The organism is Gloeocapsa sp. PCC 7428 (assembly GCF_000317555.1).
Classification (GTDB): Bacteria; Cyanobacteriota; Cyanobacteriia; order Cyanobacteriales; family Chroococcidiopsidaceae; genus Chroogloeocystis.
On record NC_019745.1, the window covers coordinates 3,695,205 to 3,709,778 of the forward strand.

Genomic DNA, 14,574 nt, shown 5'->3' on the forward strand with positions numbered 1-14,574 from the left:
GTTGCTTGCTATAGTATTTGAGCAAAATATATTGTATTCAGCCTAATATGGTTTATCTTCCGTACATTTCTGATAATGATTTAAGAAAGGCTGTAAAAAGGGTTGTTGACTGTATTTTGTCTACTCAACAACGACAGGAAGCAGAAATGTATAGAAACGTTATAGATCCATTTTCAGCAATTTTTGATGGTGCAGTTCAAGGTTTTAGTTTAGAGGATTGGCTACAAAAAGAAAGGAGCAGGCAGATACAAAAAACAGTACAGAATCAAATAGGTAACTTTCATGAAAATATTTTAAGCAGCATTCCTGGCTGGCAAAAGCTCAGGCAAGGAGTAGACATATGTAATGAAGAACGCAAAATAATTGCAGAGATAAAAAATAAATATAATACAGTCAAAGGAAGCGATAAAGTAGGTATTTATGATTATTTGCTATCCTTTTTAGAGAAACCACAATATCACAATTTTACTGCTTATTATGTAGAGATTATTCCCAAAAATAGAGGATTTTACGATAAGCCGTTTGCACCTTCAAGTAGAGATTCTACAAGAAGACCTGTAAATGAAAATATAAGACAAATAAGTGGACAGGCGTTTTATGATTTAGCAACTGGTACATCAGGAGCTTTAAGTATGCTTTTTAATGTCTTACCTGATGTTATTAGTGAGGTTTCAGGAATAAAAGCACTGGACGAGCGACAAAAAGCTACATTTAGATCTCTATTTGATAAAGCTTACTAAGTCTTCTTAATCAATTTGGTTGATTTGACAAAGCACTCATAATTGCTCGCCCCAGATGGTATGCAAAATTTACAGGTACGGCATTACCAATCTGCTGATATTTTGAACTTATACCACCCATAAATTCCCAATCGTCAGGAAAGGTTTGAATTCTTGCGTATTCTCGTACAGTAAACGGGCGAGTTTCATCAGGGTGACAGCGTTCTGTTTGTTTTTGTGAAGGTGAAGTTGTCAAAGTCAAACTTGGTTCATCCCAAGAAATTCGACGCGCCATACCTGTTCTTCCACCAGAAAGATAGTAGCTTTTCATCATATAGCTTTTTTGAATATTCTCTGGTAAGTCTCGCCAACAACCGCCAGGAGGTACAAGTGCTAAAACAGCAGCTTTTTTGGGACTATACTTGACGCCTTCCGATGGTGGAACATTTTTGAGCGCATCCCTTAATGTCAAAATTTTTGGAGATGGAGCAGGATATCGGAAGCAAATTCCTGGAAGCGTTCCAATGATAATAACTCGCTCTCGCTTCTGTGGTACGTCATAATTAACGGCATTCAGTAAACGGTACTGAACGTTGTATCCTAAAGATTCAAAAACAGCGAGAACTGTTGAGAGCGTTTTTCCCTTTTGGTGACTAATTAAGCCTCTGACATTCTCAGCCAAAAATAGTTTAGGTTTTACCTCTTTAACACAACGGGCAAATTCGTAAAAGAGAGTACCGCGAATATCCTCAAGTCCCAAGCCTTTACCTGCATAGCTGAAAGCTTGACACGGAAATCCCCCTGTAACAACATCTGCACCCATATTGTCGAAAGAAACTTGGGATACATCCGCATGAATGACATTCCAGTTTGGACGGTTGTGTCGCAGTGTTGCTACCGCATCTTTATCAATTTCAATTAATGCTTTAGCTTCTAGTCCTGCGTTTTCTAGCCCAAGTGCTAATCCACCAGCCCCTGCAAAAAGCTCGATCACAGTAGCTGTCGTTGTCGTTACCGTTTGTAGATCGGGAGCCGTGTACGAAGTTGGAACTTCAAATAGATCTAGCTGAGTATACATAGTAGCGAGTATAAGCAATATTTCATATCTACTGTATGATTAATCGGCTAATTAGCTAATTAACAAGTGTATACTAAGCTCTAATACCATTTAGCAAAAATGGGCAAAATGGCACAAACGCAAAGAAAACCTGTATACGTACAACCAGAACATCATGAAATTTTAAGGCGAATTGCCTATGAGGAACGCTGTAATTTGTCCGATGTGTTAGACGTAGTGCTAGAACAAGCCGATTGGAAAAAAGTAGCAAGGGAAGCTAGCCAAAAGCCCACTCAGCGTGCAATGGAAAGAGCAAGTCAATAAAATGGTGTAGAATCTAGCATCGCTGATAGCGCATTCCTGGTAGTTGAGTGACTAACCCTACAAGTTCTAGCTGTAGTAGCGCACTCGAAACGGTACTTGCGGAGTATCCTGTTTGCTGCACAATTGAATCAAATGGCATTGATTCAGTTGCGATCGCCTGCAAAACTTTTTCCAACTCTGGTGCTAATTCAGGTGCGGCTACAGTTGGTGTTGAATCGATTTGCGGTATTGTACCTAACATTTCTAGTAACTGTTCTTCACCTAAAATCACCTCAGCACCTTTGTGCAATAATTCCAAACAGCCCAGCGATCGCGGATTATCTAAAGATCCTGGTAATACATAAACATCACGACAAAATTCATTCGCAAAATGCGCGGTAATTAATGCACCCGAACGTGTTGGCGCTTCTAGCACAAGTACCGCCCGCGTCAAACCGGCAATAATGCGATTGCGACGCGGAAAATGCGCGCGATCTGGTGATGTCTTTGCAGGATACTCGCTAACAACTAATCCTTGAGTGAGAATTTGCTGGTAAAGATCCTGATTGCGTGATGGATAGACAACATCGACACCAGTACCGAGTACCGCAATTGTTCTCCCACCTGCGGCTAAACAACCGTGATGCGCTTCGGTATCAATTCCATCGGCTAAGCCTGAAACGATGGTAAAACCATTTTTTGCTAAAGTCGTGCTAATTTTGCGCGTCCAACGCTTGCCATATTCTGAAGGATTGCGCGTACCAACAATACTCACAAGCGGTTTTTGCCCAAGATTTTCTTGGAGATCGACTGCACCACGATAGTAGAGTACTGCTGGTGGGCTAGGAATTTCTAATAGCAAGCGAGGATAATCGCTATCTACAGGTGTCCAGAAATGCTGATTTTGTTGTTGGTGTTCGCGTAGAACCTGTTCGGGGTGTAACTGCGATCGCGCTACTCTGACTGCGGCGATCGTCTGAACGCCAAATCCTTCAACTTGCTGCAACTCATTTTCTGGCGCTTGCCATGCTGCGGCTAAAGTCCCAAAATGTTGTTGCAATCGCTGCAATAAAACTGGACCAATTCCGGTAATTTGTGACCAAGCAAGCCAATAAGCACGTTCCGCTAGCAATCTTTGTTCCTCAAGGATAGAGACTGGAAATACATTAGGGGTTTCAAAATTCCCACCTACTATCTTTTCGTAGCTTCTAGCTTCTTGTCTCTCATCGCTTGTTTTCTTCATGCTGCGTTTAGAAATCGGGTATAAATATCAGCGATCGCTTCACAAATATAGCAGGGGTCAAAGGTCAGGGTTAAACTTTAGTCAAGGAAATTAATATGAGCTTCTATGCTATGTCAGTGTCCACTTAACTTGGCGCTGAAATAGATACATTTTATTTTTTCTCGGAATCATCAATCGAAGTTTTCAAGCCTTTGCAGAATGCTGTTGTTTTAAATAAGTGAAGACTGATTTATCTCCGATATCTGGAGGAATCGGCTGTACGACTTTACGCAAAGCAAATACTATAAATAATATTGCCCAAACTGCCAGCATGGCTTTTTCCCCTTGCACCGGCAAAACTTGTAATAAATGCCCTAATAACAAAATAGGAACTAACGGTGTCAGAACTTTAGTTTCTAAACGATTAAAGCAAAACGCTTCTTTAAAGTAAATGCCTGTCAAAGCAGCAAAGACAAAACCAACACCAAATAAGGTTGTTGGATGATTGTAAATCGTAACTGCTAAAGGTTCACTACTATTAACTGCAAAAACGACAGCTGATAATGTACCAATTGCCCAAAAAACTTGTAGTAATTGATGAAGTACGGCTAAATAAATATGAATTGTAAATAAGCTAACGCCTAATGCGACGCAAAAACAAGCGAATAAAGGAGTTAGTATTTGTAAGTCTACTGCACTATGATTAAGCAATACCAAAGCACTACCAAGCGCAAAACTCAACGCGGCTACCATTAAACCTGTGCGATAGATAATAACTCCAGTGCGATCGCTATCAGTAATCGTGAAGTCACCAAATTGACCTTGGTAAACGATTGTTTCAGATCCGGTTTGTTCCAACATACACAATCGACCGTGATATCGTTCAATTCCACCCTAACTCAAAATAATACTTGAACAGGATCTAAATACTCTAACTGTAGCTGCGATCGCGCATTCCCACAATTAACCGCAATTTCTACCCAACCGTGACTACCCACAAGTGCGATCGGATTTCCGATTGGTTGATCGCTGTATGTCTCACACCCTGGTATTTCTCTTCCTCGCGCGACAACAACCCATCGTTTACCACTAACGTAGTCACCAGAAATATTTGTCACTAAATTACCAAAACCATCGATATATTGAATACAACCTTGTACGCTGGTGTCTGTGAGTATAGGATTCGGTAAGTTTAGCTCTACTAACGATGCGACATCAATTTCGTTTCCCAAATCATGAAGCGAAACTCCACTCGCAAGATGCGCGGCGACAGGTGCAAAAATATCTCTACCATGAAACGTTGCACTACTTTGTTCAACCCGCCAGTAACAGGAATTCGTTAACTCGACAGCACTAATTGCTGGAGTTTGACTTAATACACCACTCAATATCCCATTGTCAGGTCCTACCAAAAACCCTGTTGCAAATTCTACTGCGATCGCGCGTCTTGTACTACCCACACCTGGATCAACGACTGCAAGATAAATTGTTCCATCAGGAAAGTAAGGATAAGCATTCATTAAGCAAAACCGCGCTGCGGCTATATTCTGCGGAGGAATTTGATGTGTCAGATCGATAATATTAATTTGACGATGAATTTGAGTTATGACTCCCTTCATGACGCCTACGTAAACATCACTTAGCCCAAAATCCGTCAGCATGACGATTTGTGTTTTGCACATCTTCTTGTACTCATCAAATCTAGTTCTCATCAAAATTTATTTGAGAAATATGCCCTGATTTCTTTTGCTGCGACTTTGCAAGACTGCGTTTTCTTAGAACAATTCCTAAGTTTACTTGTTTGGCAACCCAGTATAAACCAGTGAGGATAGCAAAAGTAATTGCCATAATAAGTATTGGGCGTTTTCCTAACAAATCTTCGACAACACTCGTTGCTACTGTATCAAACTGGGTAACTAAATCCCAACTATTAAACCGCTGAAATCGTCCCAAATACACTCTAATTGCACATAAAGCATGAGTTATTAATTCAGCACCTACAATTCATTGAGTTTTGCCAATTTGATGTAAGTAGGAACCCATATTAATTAAAGAGATAACATAGGCTTCAAATCCCAATAGCATAAAGCACAAGTAAAGTGGAATTAAAATCAAGGTAATTAGCCAAATTGAATCAACCTTACGAATATATGTAATTAAATGAATAATATCGGTTAAAACATACGGCGCGTTAGGTAAAAAAGCAAAGAAAACCAAAAAGCCAAGCCACCAAAATATAGAACGATGTAAGTTGCGTCGAAATAAAACAAGACTTAATCCTAATGGAATAAAAGCTAAAAATAAATTCCAACTCATCCAACGACTATGAGTCTGCAATACATATTGAAGTTGAGTTATTAAATCTTCGAGCATTATCGATTTCCTTAAAGCAGATTCCTCTTGTTAAATAACAAAAAAGTAAAGATAGCGATTATTTCTGTTTTAGCTTATAAACGTAAAAAATGTCTAATCGCTGATGAAGATTATATTTAGCTATCAGCGAAAATAATTTAATAGAATACCCTAAGCACAAGAATCACTACGTTTGCTTTGGATAAATTGTGTTATTTTGACAATATGAATTAATCAAAATTTGTTCTTTAAGTTTTAGTCATTTCGTGCGATCGCGCTACGCACAACAATGTTCTTTGTAGAAGTAGTAAAAATTAAAGGGATGTCATCTGTGACATCCCTTCTATTACGCTATATCTGCTATTACTTGATCTTGAACTGCTGGGTAAAAATGACTAGCTTTAGTTAAAGTAATTAATTTCTGCTTCTAGTTGACGGATAAGCTTTTCGTCTCCTTGTGCTTTTGCAACTTCTAAACGATGCTGCAAGCTTCTTTGAATATTGATGCGGTGGGCTTCTGCGGCTTGTTTTGCGGCTTGTTGTTTTCTGTTCATAGTGATTCGCTTAATCTGTAATTTATGTCCTGATATTCTAACAAAGTCGAGATTCAGTAACAACTGCTACAGAATAAATTTATATTTCTTTTAATTAATCTGTCTTAAGGAGTAACTTCTAGTAAAGATGGTAAGTACTAAAGAGGGCATTCACTTGAATGCCCTAAATGCTATGAAAGCTCTCAGCAAGATTATGTGTTAACTCAAAACAACAAATTTAGGTTACATCTTGCCTTTTTGCATGACTTCTTGCAGGTGTTGGCGAATTTCCTGTGCTTGGTCTATATCTGCTTGACGCAGCTTCTGAAATAGCTCGACACAGGGCTGCGATTGCATTTGTTGAGCGTCTTGAATGTAAGTTTCGTAAGCTTTAACAGCTTCTGCTTTGTTTTGTAAAGCTGTCAGTAGATCGTACTCTAGGTTGCTTAATGCTCTGTTATCTCCATTATCTGCCATAAATTGATACACCCTCCTAAAACGTTGCTACCTAACGTTGTACTGACAACTCAAGGGCGGATCATCTGCCTAAAAGAGTATGACTCAAAGACTAGAAAGAATTTTATGCGTTCTGCGGTTCAAGCATCAAGTGCGTGCTGTTTAAGGTCTTGGAGCGTGACAAAATTAAGCGCAGCTTCATGTGTTGAAGCTAGGATAACAGGAGGCGCAACCCCAGCATCAAGTGCTTCTTTCCAACGAGAAGCGCACAAGCACCAGCGATCGCCGTCTTTTAGTCCTGGAAAATTAGACATTGGTCGTGGCGTACTCAAATCATTGCCTCTTGCGCGAGTAAACGATAAAAACTCCTCAGTCACTTGCGCGCAAACAACGTGCCTACCAATATCTTGTGGACCTGTTTCACACACTCCATTACGATAAAATCCGGTCATAGGAGAAGTGCAACACGTTTCTAATTCTTCGCCAAGTACGTTCCGATTCACCTAACTTATCTCCCTCGCACTAAGAATTCAAAAACGGTAAAACGACTTCTGCAACTTCAGTAGCGTACTCTTCATGTAAGCCTAGAGTCCCAGGAACTTTGCGTGTTTGAATTCCAGGAATTGCGGCGATCGCTTCCATTTCAGCGGTTGATGAAGGTGGTGCTTGCTGACCGATGATGACCATAACAGGAAGCGACACTTGAAATAATTGTAAGAAATCAGCACGATTTGTTACAGGATCGAGCGCACCCGTCACAAATGCTGCTGGTGCAAATCTTGCTCCTGGCTGCTGCGTAATTTCTCGCTTTTGAGCAATAAATTCTGGTGTCAAGCGGGCTTTATCGACATAAACGTGTCTACCGTACATCAAACGGAGAAACGCTGGAGTTGTGTTGGCTTGGTACAGTGCTTGACCAACAAGCGGCGATCGCACTAATCCACGTACCATTCCAGCAACTGATTTGCTTGCGCCCATCACCGTCAATGGACCGCGCCAAGTTGGTGCTACTAAAACAATGCGTGAAAAAACTTTAGGTTGTTGCGCTAATTGCATAACATAACCTGCGGCGTGACCTGCGGCAATAACTGCTATGGGGGTAGAAAAGGTATCGCGGACAAAATCGTGTAGTAACTGGTGATAAATTGCAGGTTGGTAATCTAACGGTGGGCGATCCGATTGCCCAAATCCTAACCAATCAAGCGCGATTACTTGATACTGAGTCGCCAGTTTTTCTGCCAAACCACGCATTTCTGCCCGTGTAGAAACGGTGCTAAAAGCTGGCAAGAGTAACACTGGAGCGCCTTCACCTCTCGTTTCATAGGCGACTGCGAAGGTTTGTCCTTGCCATGTCCAGTGATATTTTTGTACCGTACCGCCGATATCTTGCCCCACAGTGGAGCGAGTCGCTGGGGTTTGAGTAAGTGCTGACATAATTTTTGCTAACGCCAGTAACCAAAAGGCGTGGACTTCACAATACAGATTATATACCTTCACAACCAAGACTTCGGGGGCTTCCTCCCAAACCCCCTCCAAAAAAGTGGCTACTCGTGCAGCAGCGATCATTTGGGGTAGCTGTTGCGTAAGTCCTGTTTAAATGAAGTTAAAAGCTAGTAGTTGATGACAGTGGATATTGATTCTCTTTTGCAACCTTTTCAGCGCTTTGGCGTTCACCTGGGATTGGAACGCATCGAGCAATTATTAGTAAATCTTGGTAATCCGCAGCGGCGAGTACCAATCATTCATGTTGCTGGAACGAATGGTAAAGGTTCGGTGTGTGCTTACTTGTCTTCGGTGTTGACTCAGGCGGGTTATCGCGTGGGGCGTTATACATCTCCGCATCTCGTTGATTGGACTGAACGAATTTGTATTAATGAAAAGCCAATTACGCGCGAAGAGTTAGCAAAATTGTTGCTGCACGTGCAAAACGCGATTCCTTCACAGCAAGAATCGCCTACACAGTTTGAAGTTTTTACGGCGGCGGCTTGGTTGTATTTTGCCGAACAGCAGGTAGATATCGCCGTGGTAGAGGTGGGATTAGGGGGGCGCTTGGATGCAACGAATGTTTGTCCGATGCCACTTGTCAGTATTATTACTTCGATTAGCCGCGAACATTGGCAACAGCTAGGACCCACCTTAGCAGATATTGCGCGGGAAAAGGCGGGAGTTTTGAAGCCTGGCTGTGCGGCGGTTGTGGGACCTTTACCACCAGAGGCGAAAGCGGTGGTGCAACAGCGGGTTGAGGAGTTGGGGTGTGCGGCTGTGTGGGTAAAGAAGGCTTTGGAGGTACAAACGACAGAAATACAGAGATGGGCGGAGTATGAGGGTATTAAGTATCCTTTGCCGTTGTTGGGAGAGTTTCAGTTGGTCAACTCGGCATTGGCGATCGCTGCTATACAAATCTTGCAAAAAAAAGGATGGAAGATATCGCTAGCAGCAATTGTGAAAGGAATGGCAAAAACGCAGTGGTTGGGACGGGTACAGTGGTACGCTTGGCAAGGTCGTGAGTTACTGATTGATGGGGCACATAATCCGGCTGCGGCGCAAGTGTTACGTCAATTTGTCGATACTCTCGATGTTGCTTCAGTGACGTGGGTGATGGGAATGCTTTCAACAAAGGATCATGGCGATATCTTTAAAGCTTTGTTGCGATCGCATGACCGTTTATTTTTAGTTCCTGTCCCCGATCATAGTTCGGCTGATCCTGAACAATTGGCACTACTTGCACAAAAAATCTGTCCTCAATTATCTGAGTGTTCTACTTATACAGATGTAGAATCTGCACTTACAGAAGCGATCGCCACATCCGATAATCTCATTGTGCTTTGTGGTTCACTATACCTCGTCGGGCATTTTCTCAGTTTGTGATGTATATTTTCTTCGATTCACTCGCTCCTCGCCCCTCGCCCCTCGCCCCTGTTAAAATCCAGTTAATTTTTAGTTAATCTTCCATAGTAAATTTTATGAGTCATGATGTCTTAGACGTGCGGAATCTGCATATTGAATTTTTGGGTGATGACAAGCAAGTTAAAGCTGTTGACGGAATTTCGTTTCAGGTGCAACGCGGTCAAACGCTAGGAATTGTCGGCGAGTCAGGATCGGGTAAATCCGTTACTTCTTTAGCGGTTATGGGGTTGATTCCGTCGCCAGGGGTGATTACAGATGGTGAAGTTTGGTTTCGCGATCACAATCATGGTAGTGAACCCGTTAATTTACTTGAACTGCCGCCCGAACGAATGCAAAAATACCGAGGCGGACAAATCGCGATGATTTTTCAAGAACCGATGAGTTCGCTTAACCCAGTTTATACGATTGGATTTCAGTTAATAGAAGCAATTCGGCAGCATCAAAATATCTCGCAAAAAGAAGCAACAAGACAAGCGATCGCGCGGTTGCAAGAAGTCAAATTACTACCGAGTGATGATGATTTACGCCAACAGTACGCCGAGACAAAACAAGGTCAGCAAATTGATCCGCGTCAGCGCGAGTTTTTTATTCAGCAGCAAAAGCAAGCAATTCTCGATCGCTATCCCCACGAACTTTCTGGCGGTCAACTACAGCGCGTCATGATCGCAATGGCGATTTCGTGCGACCCCGCATTATTAATCGCCGACGAACCAACAACTGCATTAGATGTCACGGTACAAGCGACAATTTTAGACTTGCTGCGCGAATTGCGCGATCGCCGTCAGATGTCGATGATGTTCATTACGCACGATTTGGGAATTATCGCCGAAATTGCCGACAGGGTTGCTGTAATGTACCGAGGCAAAATTGTTGAATGTGGTTCTGCTGAGCAAATTTTTACGCATCCGCAACACCCATATACTAAAGGTTTACTCGCGTGTCGTCCGAGTTTAGAAAGGCGATCGCAGTATCTTTTAACAGTTTCAGACTTTATGAGTGTCGGGTTAACGCGCACAGGCGAAGTCGAAATTCAAGCCAAAGAACCGACTTATCCACCGCAAGTCAGTGATGAAGCCTTAGCGCAACGCTTGACAAACTTACAACAACAATCGCCACTTCTCCAAGTCCGCAATTTGCAAGTGGGCTTTCCGATCCGTAACGCATTTGGTCGAACTAAACGCTACTTTCTCGCCGTTAATGGCGTTTCTTTTGAAGTCTACCCTGGTGAAACTTTAGGACTAGTAGGCGAGTCAGGTTGTGGTAAAACGACATTAGGTCGTACTTTATTACGACTTGTTGAACCGATTGGCGGACAAGTCTATTTTGAAGGACGCGATGTGACAAATCTTAAGGGACGTCCTTTGCAACAACTCCGGCGCGAGATGCAAATTATTTTTCAAAATCCCTTTAGTTCCCTCGATCCGCGCATGAAAATCGGTGATACAGTGATGGAACCACTCGTCATTCACGCCGCAAGTCAATCGCATCGTCAACGCCGCGATCGCGCCGCTTATTTATTAGAACGTGTCGGTATCGATCCGAAACAAATGAACCGCTATCCGCATCAATTTTCTGGCGGTCAGCGTCAACGCATTTGTATTGCTAGAGCACTCGCGCTCAATCCTAAGTTTATTATTTGTGATGAATCGGTGTCATCACTCGATGTCTCGGTACAAGCACAAGTTTTGAATTTGTTGAAAGAACTACAAGCCGAGTTTAACCTGACCTATATTTTTATTTCACACGACTTAAGCGTCGTTAAGTTTATGAGCGATCGCATCTTAGTCATGAATCGCGGACAAATCGTCGAACAAGGCGTAGCAGAAGAAATTTACCGCGATCCGAAAGAAGAATATACGCGATCGCTGATTGCCTCAATTCCGACAGGAACCCGCGATCAAATTCGCACGCGCCCTACGTTAAATCAGGTAATGGGTAATGGGTAATGGGTCATTGCTGATCAACGATTTTTCCAATTACCAATCACCAGTTACCAGTTACCAAGCAAGCAGTGATAGCCTACTACTTACAATTAAAGATAAAAAAGAATTCGTTTTGACTAGACGCAGAACATTAGACGTAATACAATCCTGCACGACTAGACATCTTAACTTCGGCTGGACAAGAATTTATTGCACGTTGGGGAGTGAAAGGCGTGGCTTTTTTAGGTTTCTTTAATCGGTTTTCGTTATCAAAAGATATGGGTATTGACCTTGGTACTGCCAATACCCTGGTATATGTTTCTGGTAAAGGCATTGTCCTGCAAGAACCTTCGGTGATTGCGATCGACAAAAATGGCAAAATGCCGCCAGCAGTAGGCGAAGAAGCCAAACGCATGATGGGACGTACGCCTGGAAACGTCATTGTGACGCGCCCTTTACGTGACGGAGTGATTGCCGATTTTGATACCGCTGAACTCATGCTCAAGCATTTTATCCAACGCGTACACGAAGGTCGCATTGTCTCTCCGCGTATGGTGATTGGTATTCCTACAGGTGTGACAGGTGTGGAACGACGCGCGCTGATGGATGCGGCAACGCAAGCGGGTGCAAGAGATGTATTTTTGATTGAAGAGCCTGTAGCGGCTGCGATTGGTGCGGGAATTCCTGTCACCGAAGCCGTTGGAAATATGATTATCGATATTGGTGGCGGGACGACCGAAGTCGCGGTACTAAGTCTTTTTGGCACAGTTGTGAGTGAATCGGTACGCGTGGCTGGCGATGAACTCAATGAAGCGATCGTGCAGTACATGAAGAAAATTTACAACTTGGTCATTGGCGAACGAACCGCCGAGGAAATCAAAATTCGCATCGGTTCGGCATATCCGACACGTAATGATGAAGAAAACGTCATGGAAGTACGCGGGTTGCATTTACTATCCGGTTTACCGCGCACTGTGACGATCAAAGAACCAGAAATTCGCGAAAGCATGATCGAACCGTTGTCTACGATTATTGAGGCAGTAAAACGAACACTCGAACGTACACCGCCCGAACTCGCCGCCGATATTGTCGATCGCGGAATTGTCCTTGCAGGTGGTGGTGCGTTACTCAAAGGACTCGATACATTAATTAGCCACGAAACAGGGATTGCGACTCATATTGCAGCTGATCCCCTAAGTTGCGTTGTGTTGGGAACAGGTCGAGTTTTAGAGAAATTTAAACAAATGGAACCTGTATTTAGTGCGCGATCGCGTACGATTTAAATTAAAGGGGTCAGAGGTCGGGGAAATTCCCTGATATAAAACTTTGGCAAAACTTACTATCATACTTTGTTGATTTGTGCAATATGCATAAGAAGAAATGTTAGAGATGAGGAGTTGGAATGTTCCTATAACCCTGACCTCTGACCCGTGACCCCTGACCTCTTCTCTATATACACAGTAATCATCCTGAGAGGATATAACTGAAAACGTTTCCTCCTACAACTGAATGAGAAGCTAAAAGCTGACTGCAAAACTATGTACATTATTCGTCGCTGGTGGGAGCGCTATGCTCTAACACTAGTGCTGGTAAGTCTGTCTTTCGGTACTGCCTGGGCAATCCGCCATACTCAGGGAGCAATTGTGCTTGAAGTTTACCAGATGCTAACGCGTCCCTTTCAATCGAATCCAAGTCAAGTGCTACACCTGCACGATGCCAGAATTCAAGAACTAGAAACACGCGTCGCTGAACTGGAAACTCAAAATCAACAGCTTGAGGAGTTATTAGGATATGTCAATAAGTCTTATAAAAAGATAGGTTCGTCACAAGCAGCGATCGCCGCCCCTGTTATCGGTCGCAGTGCAGATCAATGGTGGCAACAAATCACGCTAGGACGCGGTAGCCAAGCAGGAATCCAAGTTGGTAATATTGTGACTGCCCCAGGTGGACTAGTCGGCAGAGTCACCAGTGTCGCGCCGCACACGAGTCGTGTCTTATTAATTAGCGATCCTAGCAGTCAATTAGGTGTGACGATTAGTCGCAGCCGCTTTATGGGATTTTTACGCGGACAATCGGCAAATTATGCTGTAATGCAGTTTTTTGATAAAGTTCCCGATGTGCGTCTAGGAGATATGGTAGTCACATCGCCTTATAGCCAAATTTTTCCTGCTGGTATACCTGTAGGACGCGTTGAGTCGATTAACCTTCAAAAAAGTCCAGCCCCAGAAGCCGTCATTACCTTATCTGCACCCATGTCTTACATAGAATGGGTCGTTGTCTCAACGAAATAGTGGCTAGTAGCCAGTGGCGAGTGAAAGAGAAGTTCATCACAGTATTCTTCCCCTACTCACCTCTTTCCCTGACCTCTCCTAAAGTACCACAAGGAGAATAAAAACCTTGAACCGTATTTCACTAGCGCGTTTGCATCAACGCCAAATAGTAAATTGGCTTGTTACAGTTGGCTCAGTTTTTTTATGCTTGTTACTGTTACCAATGCGCTTACCAGGAATAGAACTAGCAGGGACTGCGCCCAACTGGTTACTGATCTGGGTTGTTGCTTGGAGTGTGAAGCGAACAGTCGTTCAAGGGGCGATCGCCGGAATCATCCTCGGTTTACTCCAAGATAGCATGACATCACCTTTGCCCTCACACGCGCTCAGTTTAGCTGTGGTAGGAATTGTCACCGCCCGCCTACGCAAGCAGCGTTATCTTCAGGAGGACTTTATTTCGGTTGCTTTGATTGTCTTTGGCATGGCAGTTTTAGCCGAGGTGATAACAGCAGCACAATTTAGTTTCTGGGGTGCAGCGATCGCGGGCAAATACACTGCTAGTATTAACAATTTCGCCGAAGTTTGGACGTACTACCAACGTGTTGCTTTAGCTTCTGCAATTGTGAGTAGCTTGTGGGCACCAGTGGTATACTACCCCCTAAATCGTTGGTGGGAAAAAATGAAAGACTAACTCAATAATTATTTCTCTCTACCCGCTGCTGTGATCACAATGGTCAAAATGGTTAGGACATTACAAAAGATTTGAGTTATGAATTATTCGCGCGATCGCGTGCAGAGGCATTATTATCAGTTTTGAGTTTTGAATTAAAGAA

General features: G+C 43.0%; 15 protein-coding genes and 1 pseudogene. 7 read left to right on the forward strand and 9 right to left on the reverse strand.

The features are described from left to right. The first annotated feature begins 47 nt into the window (after positions 1 to 47). Entirely contained in the window at positions 48 to 740 is a 693-nt protein-coding gene (locus tag GLO7428_RS16380) for an Eco47II family restriction endonuclease (RefSeq protein WP_015189690.1), read from the forward strand. A 10-nt stretch (positions 741 to 750) separates the two neighbouring features. Here the strand turns inward: GLO7428_RS16380 and GLO7428_RS16385 are convergent, their stop codons facing one another. Beyond that, entirely contained in the window at positions 751 to 1,797 is a 1,047-nt protein-coding gene (locus GLO7428_RS16385) for a DNA cytosine methyltransferase (RefSeq protein WP_015189691.1), read from the reverse strand. Between the two features lie 99 nt (positions 1,798 to 1,896). Between GLO7428_RS16385 and GLO7428_RS16390 the strand changes: the two genes are divergently transcribed. Continuing rightward, positions 1,897 to 2,100 carry a hypothetical protein gene (locus tag GLO7428_RS16390; RefSeq protein ID WP_015189692.1) on the forward strand — a complete coding sequence of 68 codons (204 nt, stop codon included), beginning with the start codon at positions 1,897 to 1,899 and terminating at the stop codon, positions 2,098 to 2,100. Between the two features lie 13 nt (positions 2,101 to 2,113). On the opposite strand, the gene dprA is transcribed toward GLO7428_RS16390, so the two are convergent. The 8 genes and pseudogenes from dprA to GLO7428_RS16430 all read right to left on the reverse strand — a co-directional run bounded on the left by dprA (position 2,114) and on the right by GLO7428_RS16430 (position 8,208). Next, a complete protein-coding gene (gene dprA / locus GLO7428_RS16395) occupies positions 2,114 to 3,322 on the reverse strand; it encodes a DNA-processing protein DprA (protein WP_015189693.1) in 1,209 nt (402 codons plus the stop codon). Positions 3,323 to 3,505: 183 nt separating this feature from the next. Continuing rightward, a complete protein-coding gene (locus GLO7428_RS16400; RefSeq protein ID WP_015189694.1) occupies positions 3,506 to 4,162 on the reverse strand; it encodes a DUF2301 domain-containing membrane protein in 657 nt (218 codons plus the stop codon). A gap of 38 nt (positions 4,163 to 4,200) precedes the next feature. Beyond that, the gene (locus GLO7428_RS16405; RefSeq protein WP_015189695.1) at positions 4,201 to 4,983 is read right to left on the reverse strand and encodes an S-adenosyl-l-methionine hydroxide adenosyltransferase family protein; all 783 of its coding nucleotides are present in this window, start codon (positions 4,981 to 4,983) and stop codon (positions 4,201 to 4,203) included. Between the two features lie 19 nt (positions 4,984 to 5,002). After that, positions 5,003 to 5,674, reverse strand: a pseudogene (locus GLO7428_RS16410) (DUF1361 domain-containing protein). A 380-nt stretch (positions 5,675 to 6,054) separates the two neighbouring features. After that, positions 6,055 to 6,207, reverse strand: coding sequence for a hypothetical protein (locus tag GLO7428_RS16415; protein ID WP_015189696.1), 153 nt, complete (start codon positions 6,205 to 6,207; stop codon positions 6,055 to 6,057). A gap of 222 nt (positions 6,208 to 6,429) precedes the next feature. Beyond that, complete coding sequence (locus GLO7428_RS16420) at positions 6,430 to 6,663, reverse strand: hypothetical protein (RefSeq protein ID WP_015189697.1); 234 nt, start codon at positions 6,661 to 6,663, stop codon at positions 6,430 to 6,432. A 119-nt stretch (positions 6,664 to 6,782) separates the two neighbouring features. After that, positions 6,783 to 7,145 carry a DUF2237 family protein gene (locus GLO7428_RS16425; RefSeq protein WP_015189698.1) on the reverse strand — a complete coding sequence of 121 codons (363 nt, stop codon included), beginning with the start codon at positions 7,143 to 7,145 and terminating at the stop codon, positions 6,783 to 6,785. Between the two features lie 19 nt (positions 7,146 to 7,164). Next, a complete protein-coding gene (locus tag GLO7428_RS16430) occupies positions 7,165 to 8,208 on the reverse strand; it encodes an alpha/beta fold hydrolase (RefSeq protein WP_015189699.1) in 1,044 nt (347 codons plus the stop codon). A 60-nt stretch (positions 8,209 to 8,268) separates the two neighbouring features. Here GLO7428_RS16430 and GLO7428_RS16435 point away from each other — a divergent pair, with 60 nt between their 5' ends. The 5 genes from GLO7428_RS16435 (at position 8,269) to mreD (ending at position 14,432) form a co-directional block, all read left to right on the forward strand. Then, positions 8,269 to 9,510 (forward strand): folylpolyglutamate synthase/dihydrofolate synthase family protein, encoded by a 1,242-nt coding sequence (locus GLO7428_RS16435; RefSeq protein ID WP_041919236.1) that lies wholly within the window; start codon positions 8,269 to 8,271, stop codon positions 9,508 to 9,510. A gap of 95 nt (positions 9,511 to 9,605) precedes the next feature. Further along, complete coding sequence (locus GLO7428_RS16440; protein ID WP_015189701.1) at positions 9,606 to 11,495, forward strand: ABC transporter ATP-binding protein; 1,890 nt, start codon at positions 9,606 to 9,608, stop codon at positions 11,493 to 11,495. Between the two features lie 254 nt (positions 11,496 to 11,749). Continuing rightward, the gene (locus GLO7428_RS16445) at positions 11,750 to 12,754 is read left to right on the forward strand and encodes a rod shape-determining protein (protein ID WP_041918661.1); all 1,005 of its coding nucleotides are present in this window, start codon (positions 11,750 to 11,752) and stop codon (positions 12,752 to 12,754) included. A gap of 255 nt (positions 12,755 to 13,009) precedes the next feature. After that, the gene (gene mreC, locus GLO7428_RS16450) at positions 13,010 to 13,762 is read left to right on the forward strand and encodes a rod shape-determining protein MreC (RefSeq protein ID WP_015189703.1); all 753 of its coding nucleotides are present in this window, start codon (positions 13,010 to 13,012) and stop codon (positions 13,760 to 13,762) included. Positions 13,763 to 13,868: 106 nt separating this feature from the next. After that, complete coding sequence (gene mreD, locus GLO7428_RS16455) at positions 13,869 to 14,432, forward strand: rod shape-determining protein MreD (RefSeq protein ID WP_015189704.1); 564 nt, start codon at positions 13,869 to 13,871, stop codon at positions 14,430 to 14,432. Positions 14,433 to 14,574 lie beyond the last annotated feature (142 nt).

What these genes read in the sequence shown, in the direction of transcription:
- GLO7428_RS16380 (WP_015189690.1), top strand. Translation starts at nt 48, where the DNA reads ATGGTTTATCTTCCGTACATTTCTGATAATGATTTAAGAAAGGCTGTA.
- GLO7428_RS16385 (WP_015189691.1), bottom strand. Translation starts at nt 1,797, where the DNA reads ATGTATACTCAGCTAGATCTATTTGAAGTTCCAACTTCGTACACGGCT.
- GLO7428_RS16390 (WP_015189692.1), top strand. Translation starts at nt 1,897, where the DNA reads ATGGGCAAAATGGCACAAACGCAAAGAAAACCTGTATACGTACAACCA.
- dprA (WP_015189693.1), bottom strand. Translation starts at nt 3,322, where the DNA reads ATGAAGAAAACAAGCGATGAGAGACAAGAAGCTAGAAGCTACGAAAAG.
- GLO7428_RS16400 (WP_015189694.1), bottom strand. Translation starts at nt 4,162, where the DNA reads ATGTTGGAACAAACCGGATCTGAAACAATCGTTTACCAAGGTCAATTT.
- GLO7428_RS16405 (WP_015189695.1), bottom strand. Translation starts at nt 4,983, where the DNA reads ATGTGCAAAACACAAATCGTCATGCTGACGGATTTTGGGCTAAGTGAT.
- GLO7428_RS16415 (WP_015189696.1), bottom strand. Translation starts at nt 6,207, where the DNA reads ATGAACAGAAAACAACAAGCCGCAAAACAAGCCGCAGAAGCCCACCGC.
- GLO7428_RS16420 (WP_015189697.1), bottom strand. Translation starts at nt 6,663, where the DNA reads ATGGCAGATAATGGAGATAACAGAGCATTAAGCAACCTAGAGTACGAT.
- GLO7428_RS16430 (WP_015189699.1), bottom strand. Translation starts at nt 8,208, where the DNA reads ATGATCGCTGCTGCACGAGTAGCCACTTTTTTGGAGGGGGTTTGGGAG.
- GLO7428_RS16440 (WP_015189701.1), top strand. Translation starts at nt 9,606, where the DNA reads ATGAGTCATGATGTCTTAGACGTGCGGAATCTGCATATTGAATTTTTG.
- GLO7428_RS16445 (WP_041918661.1), top strand. Translation starts at nt 11,750, where the DNA reads ATGGGTATTGACCTTGGTACTGCCAATACCCTGGTATATGTTTCTGGT.
- mreC (WP_015189703.1), top strand. Translation starts at nt 13,010, where the DNA reads ATGTACATTATTCGTCGCTGGTGGGAGCGCTATGCTCTAACACTAGTG.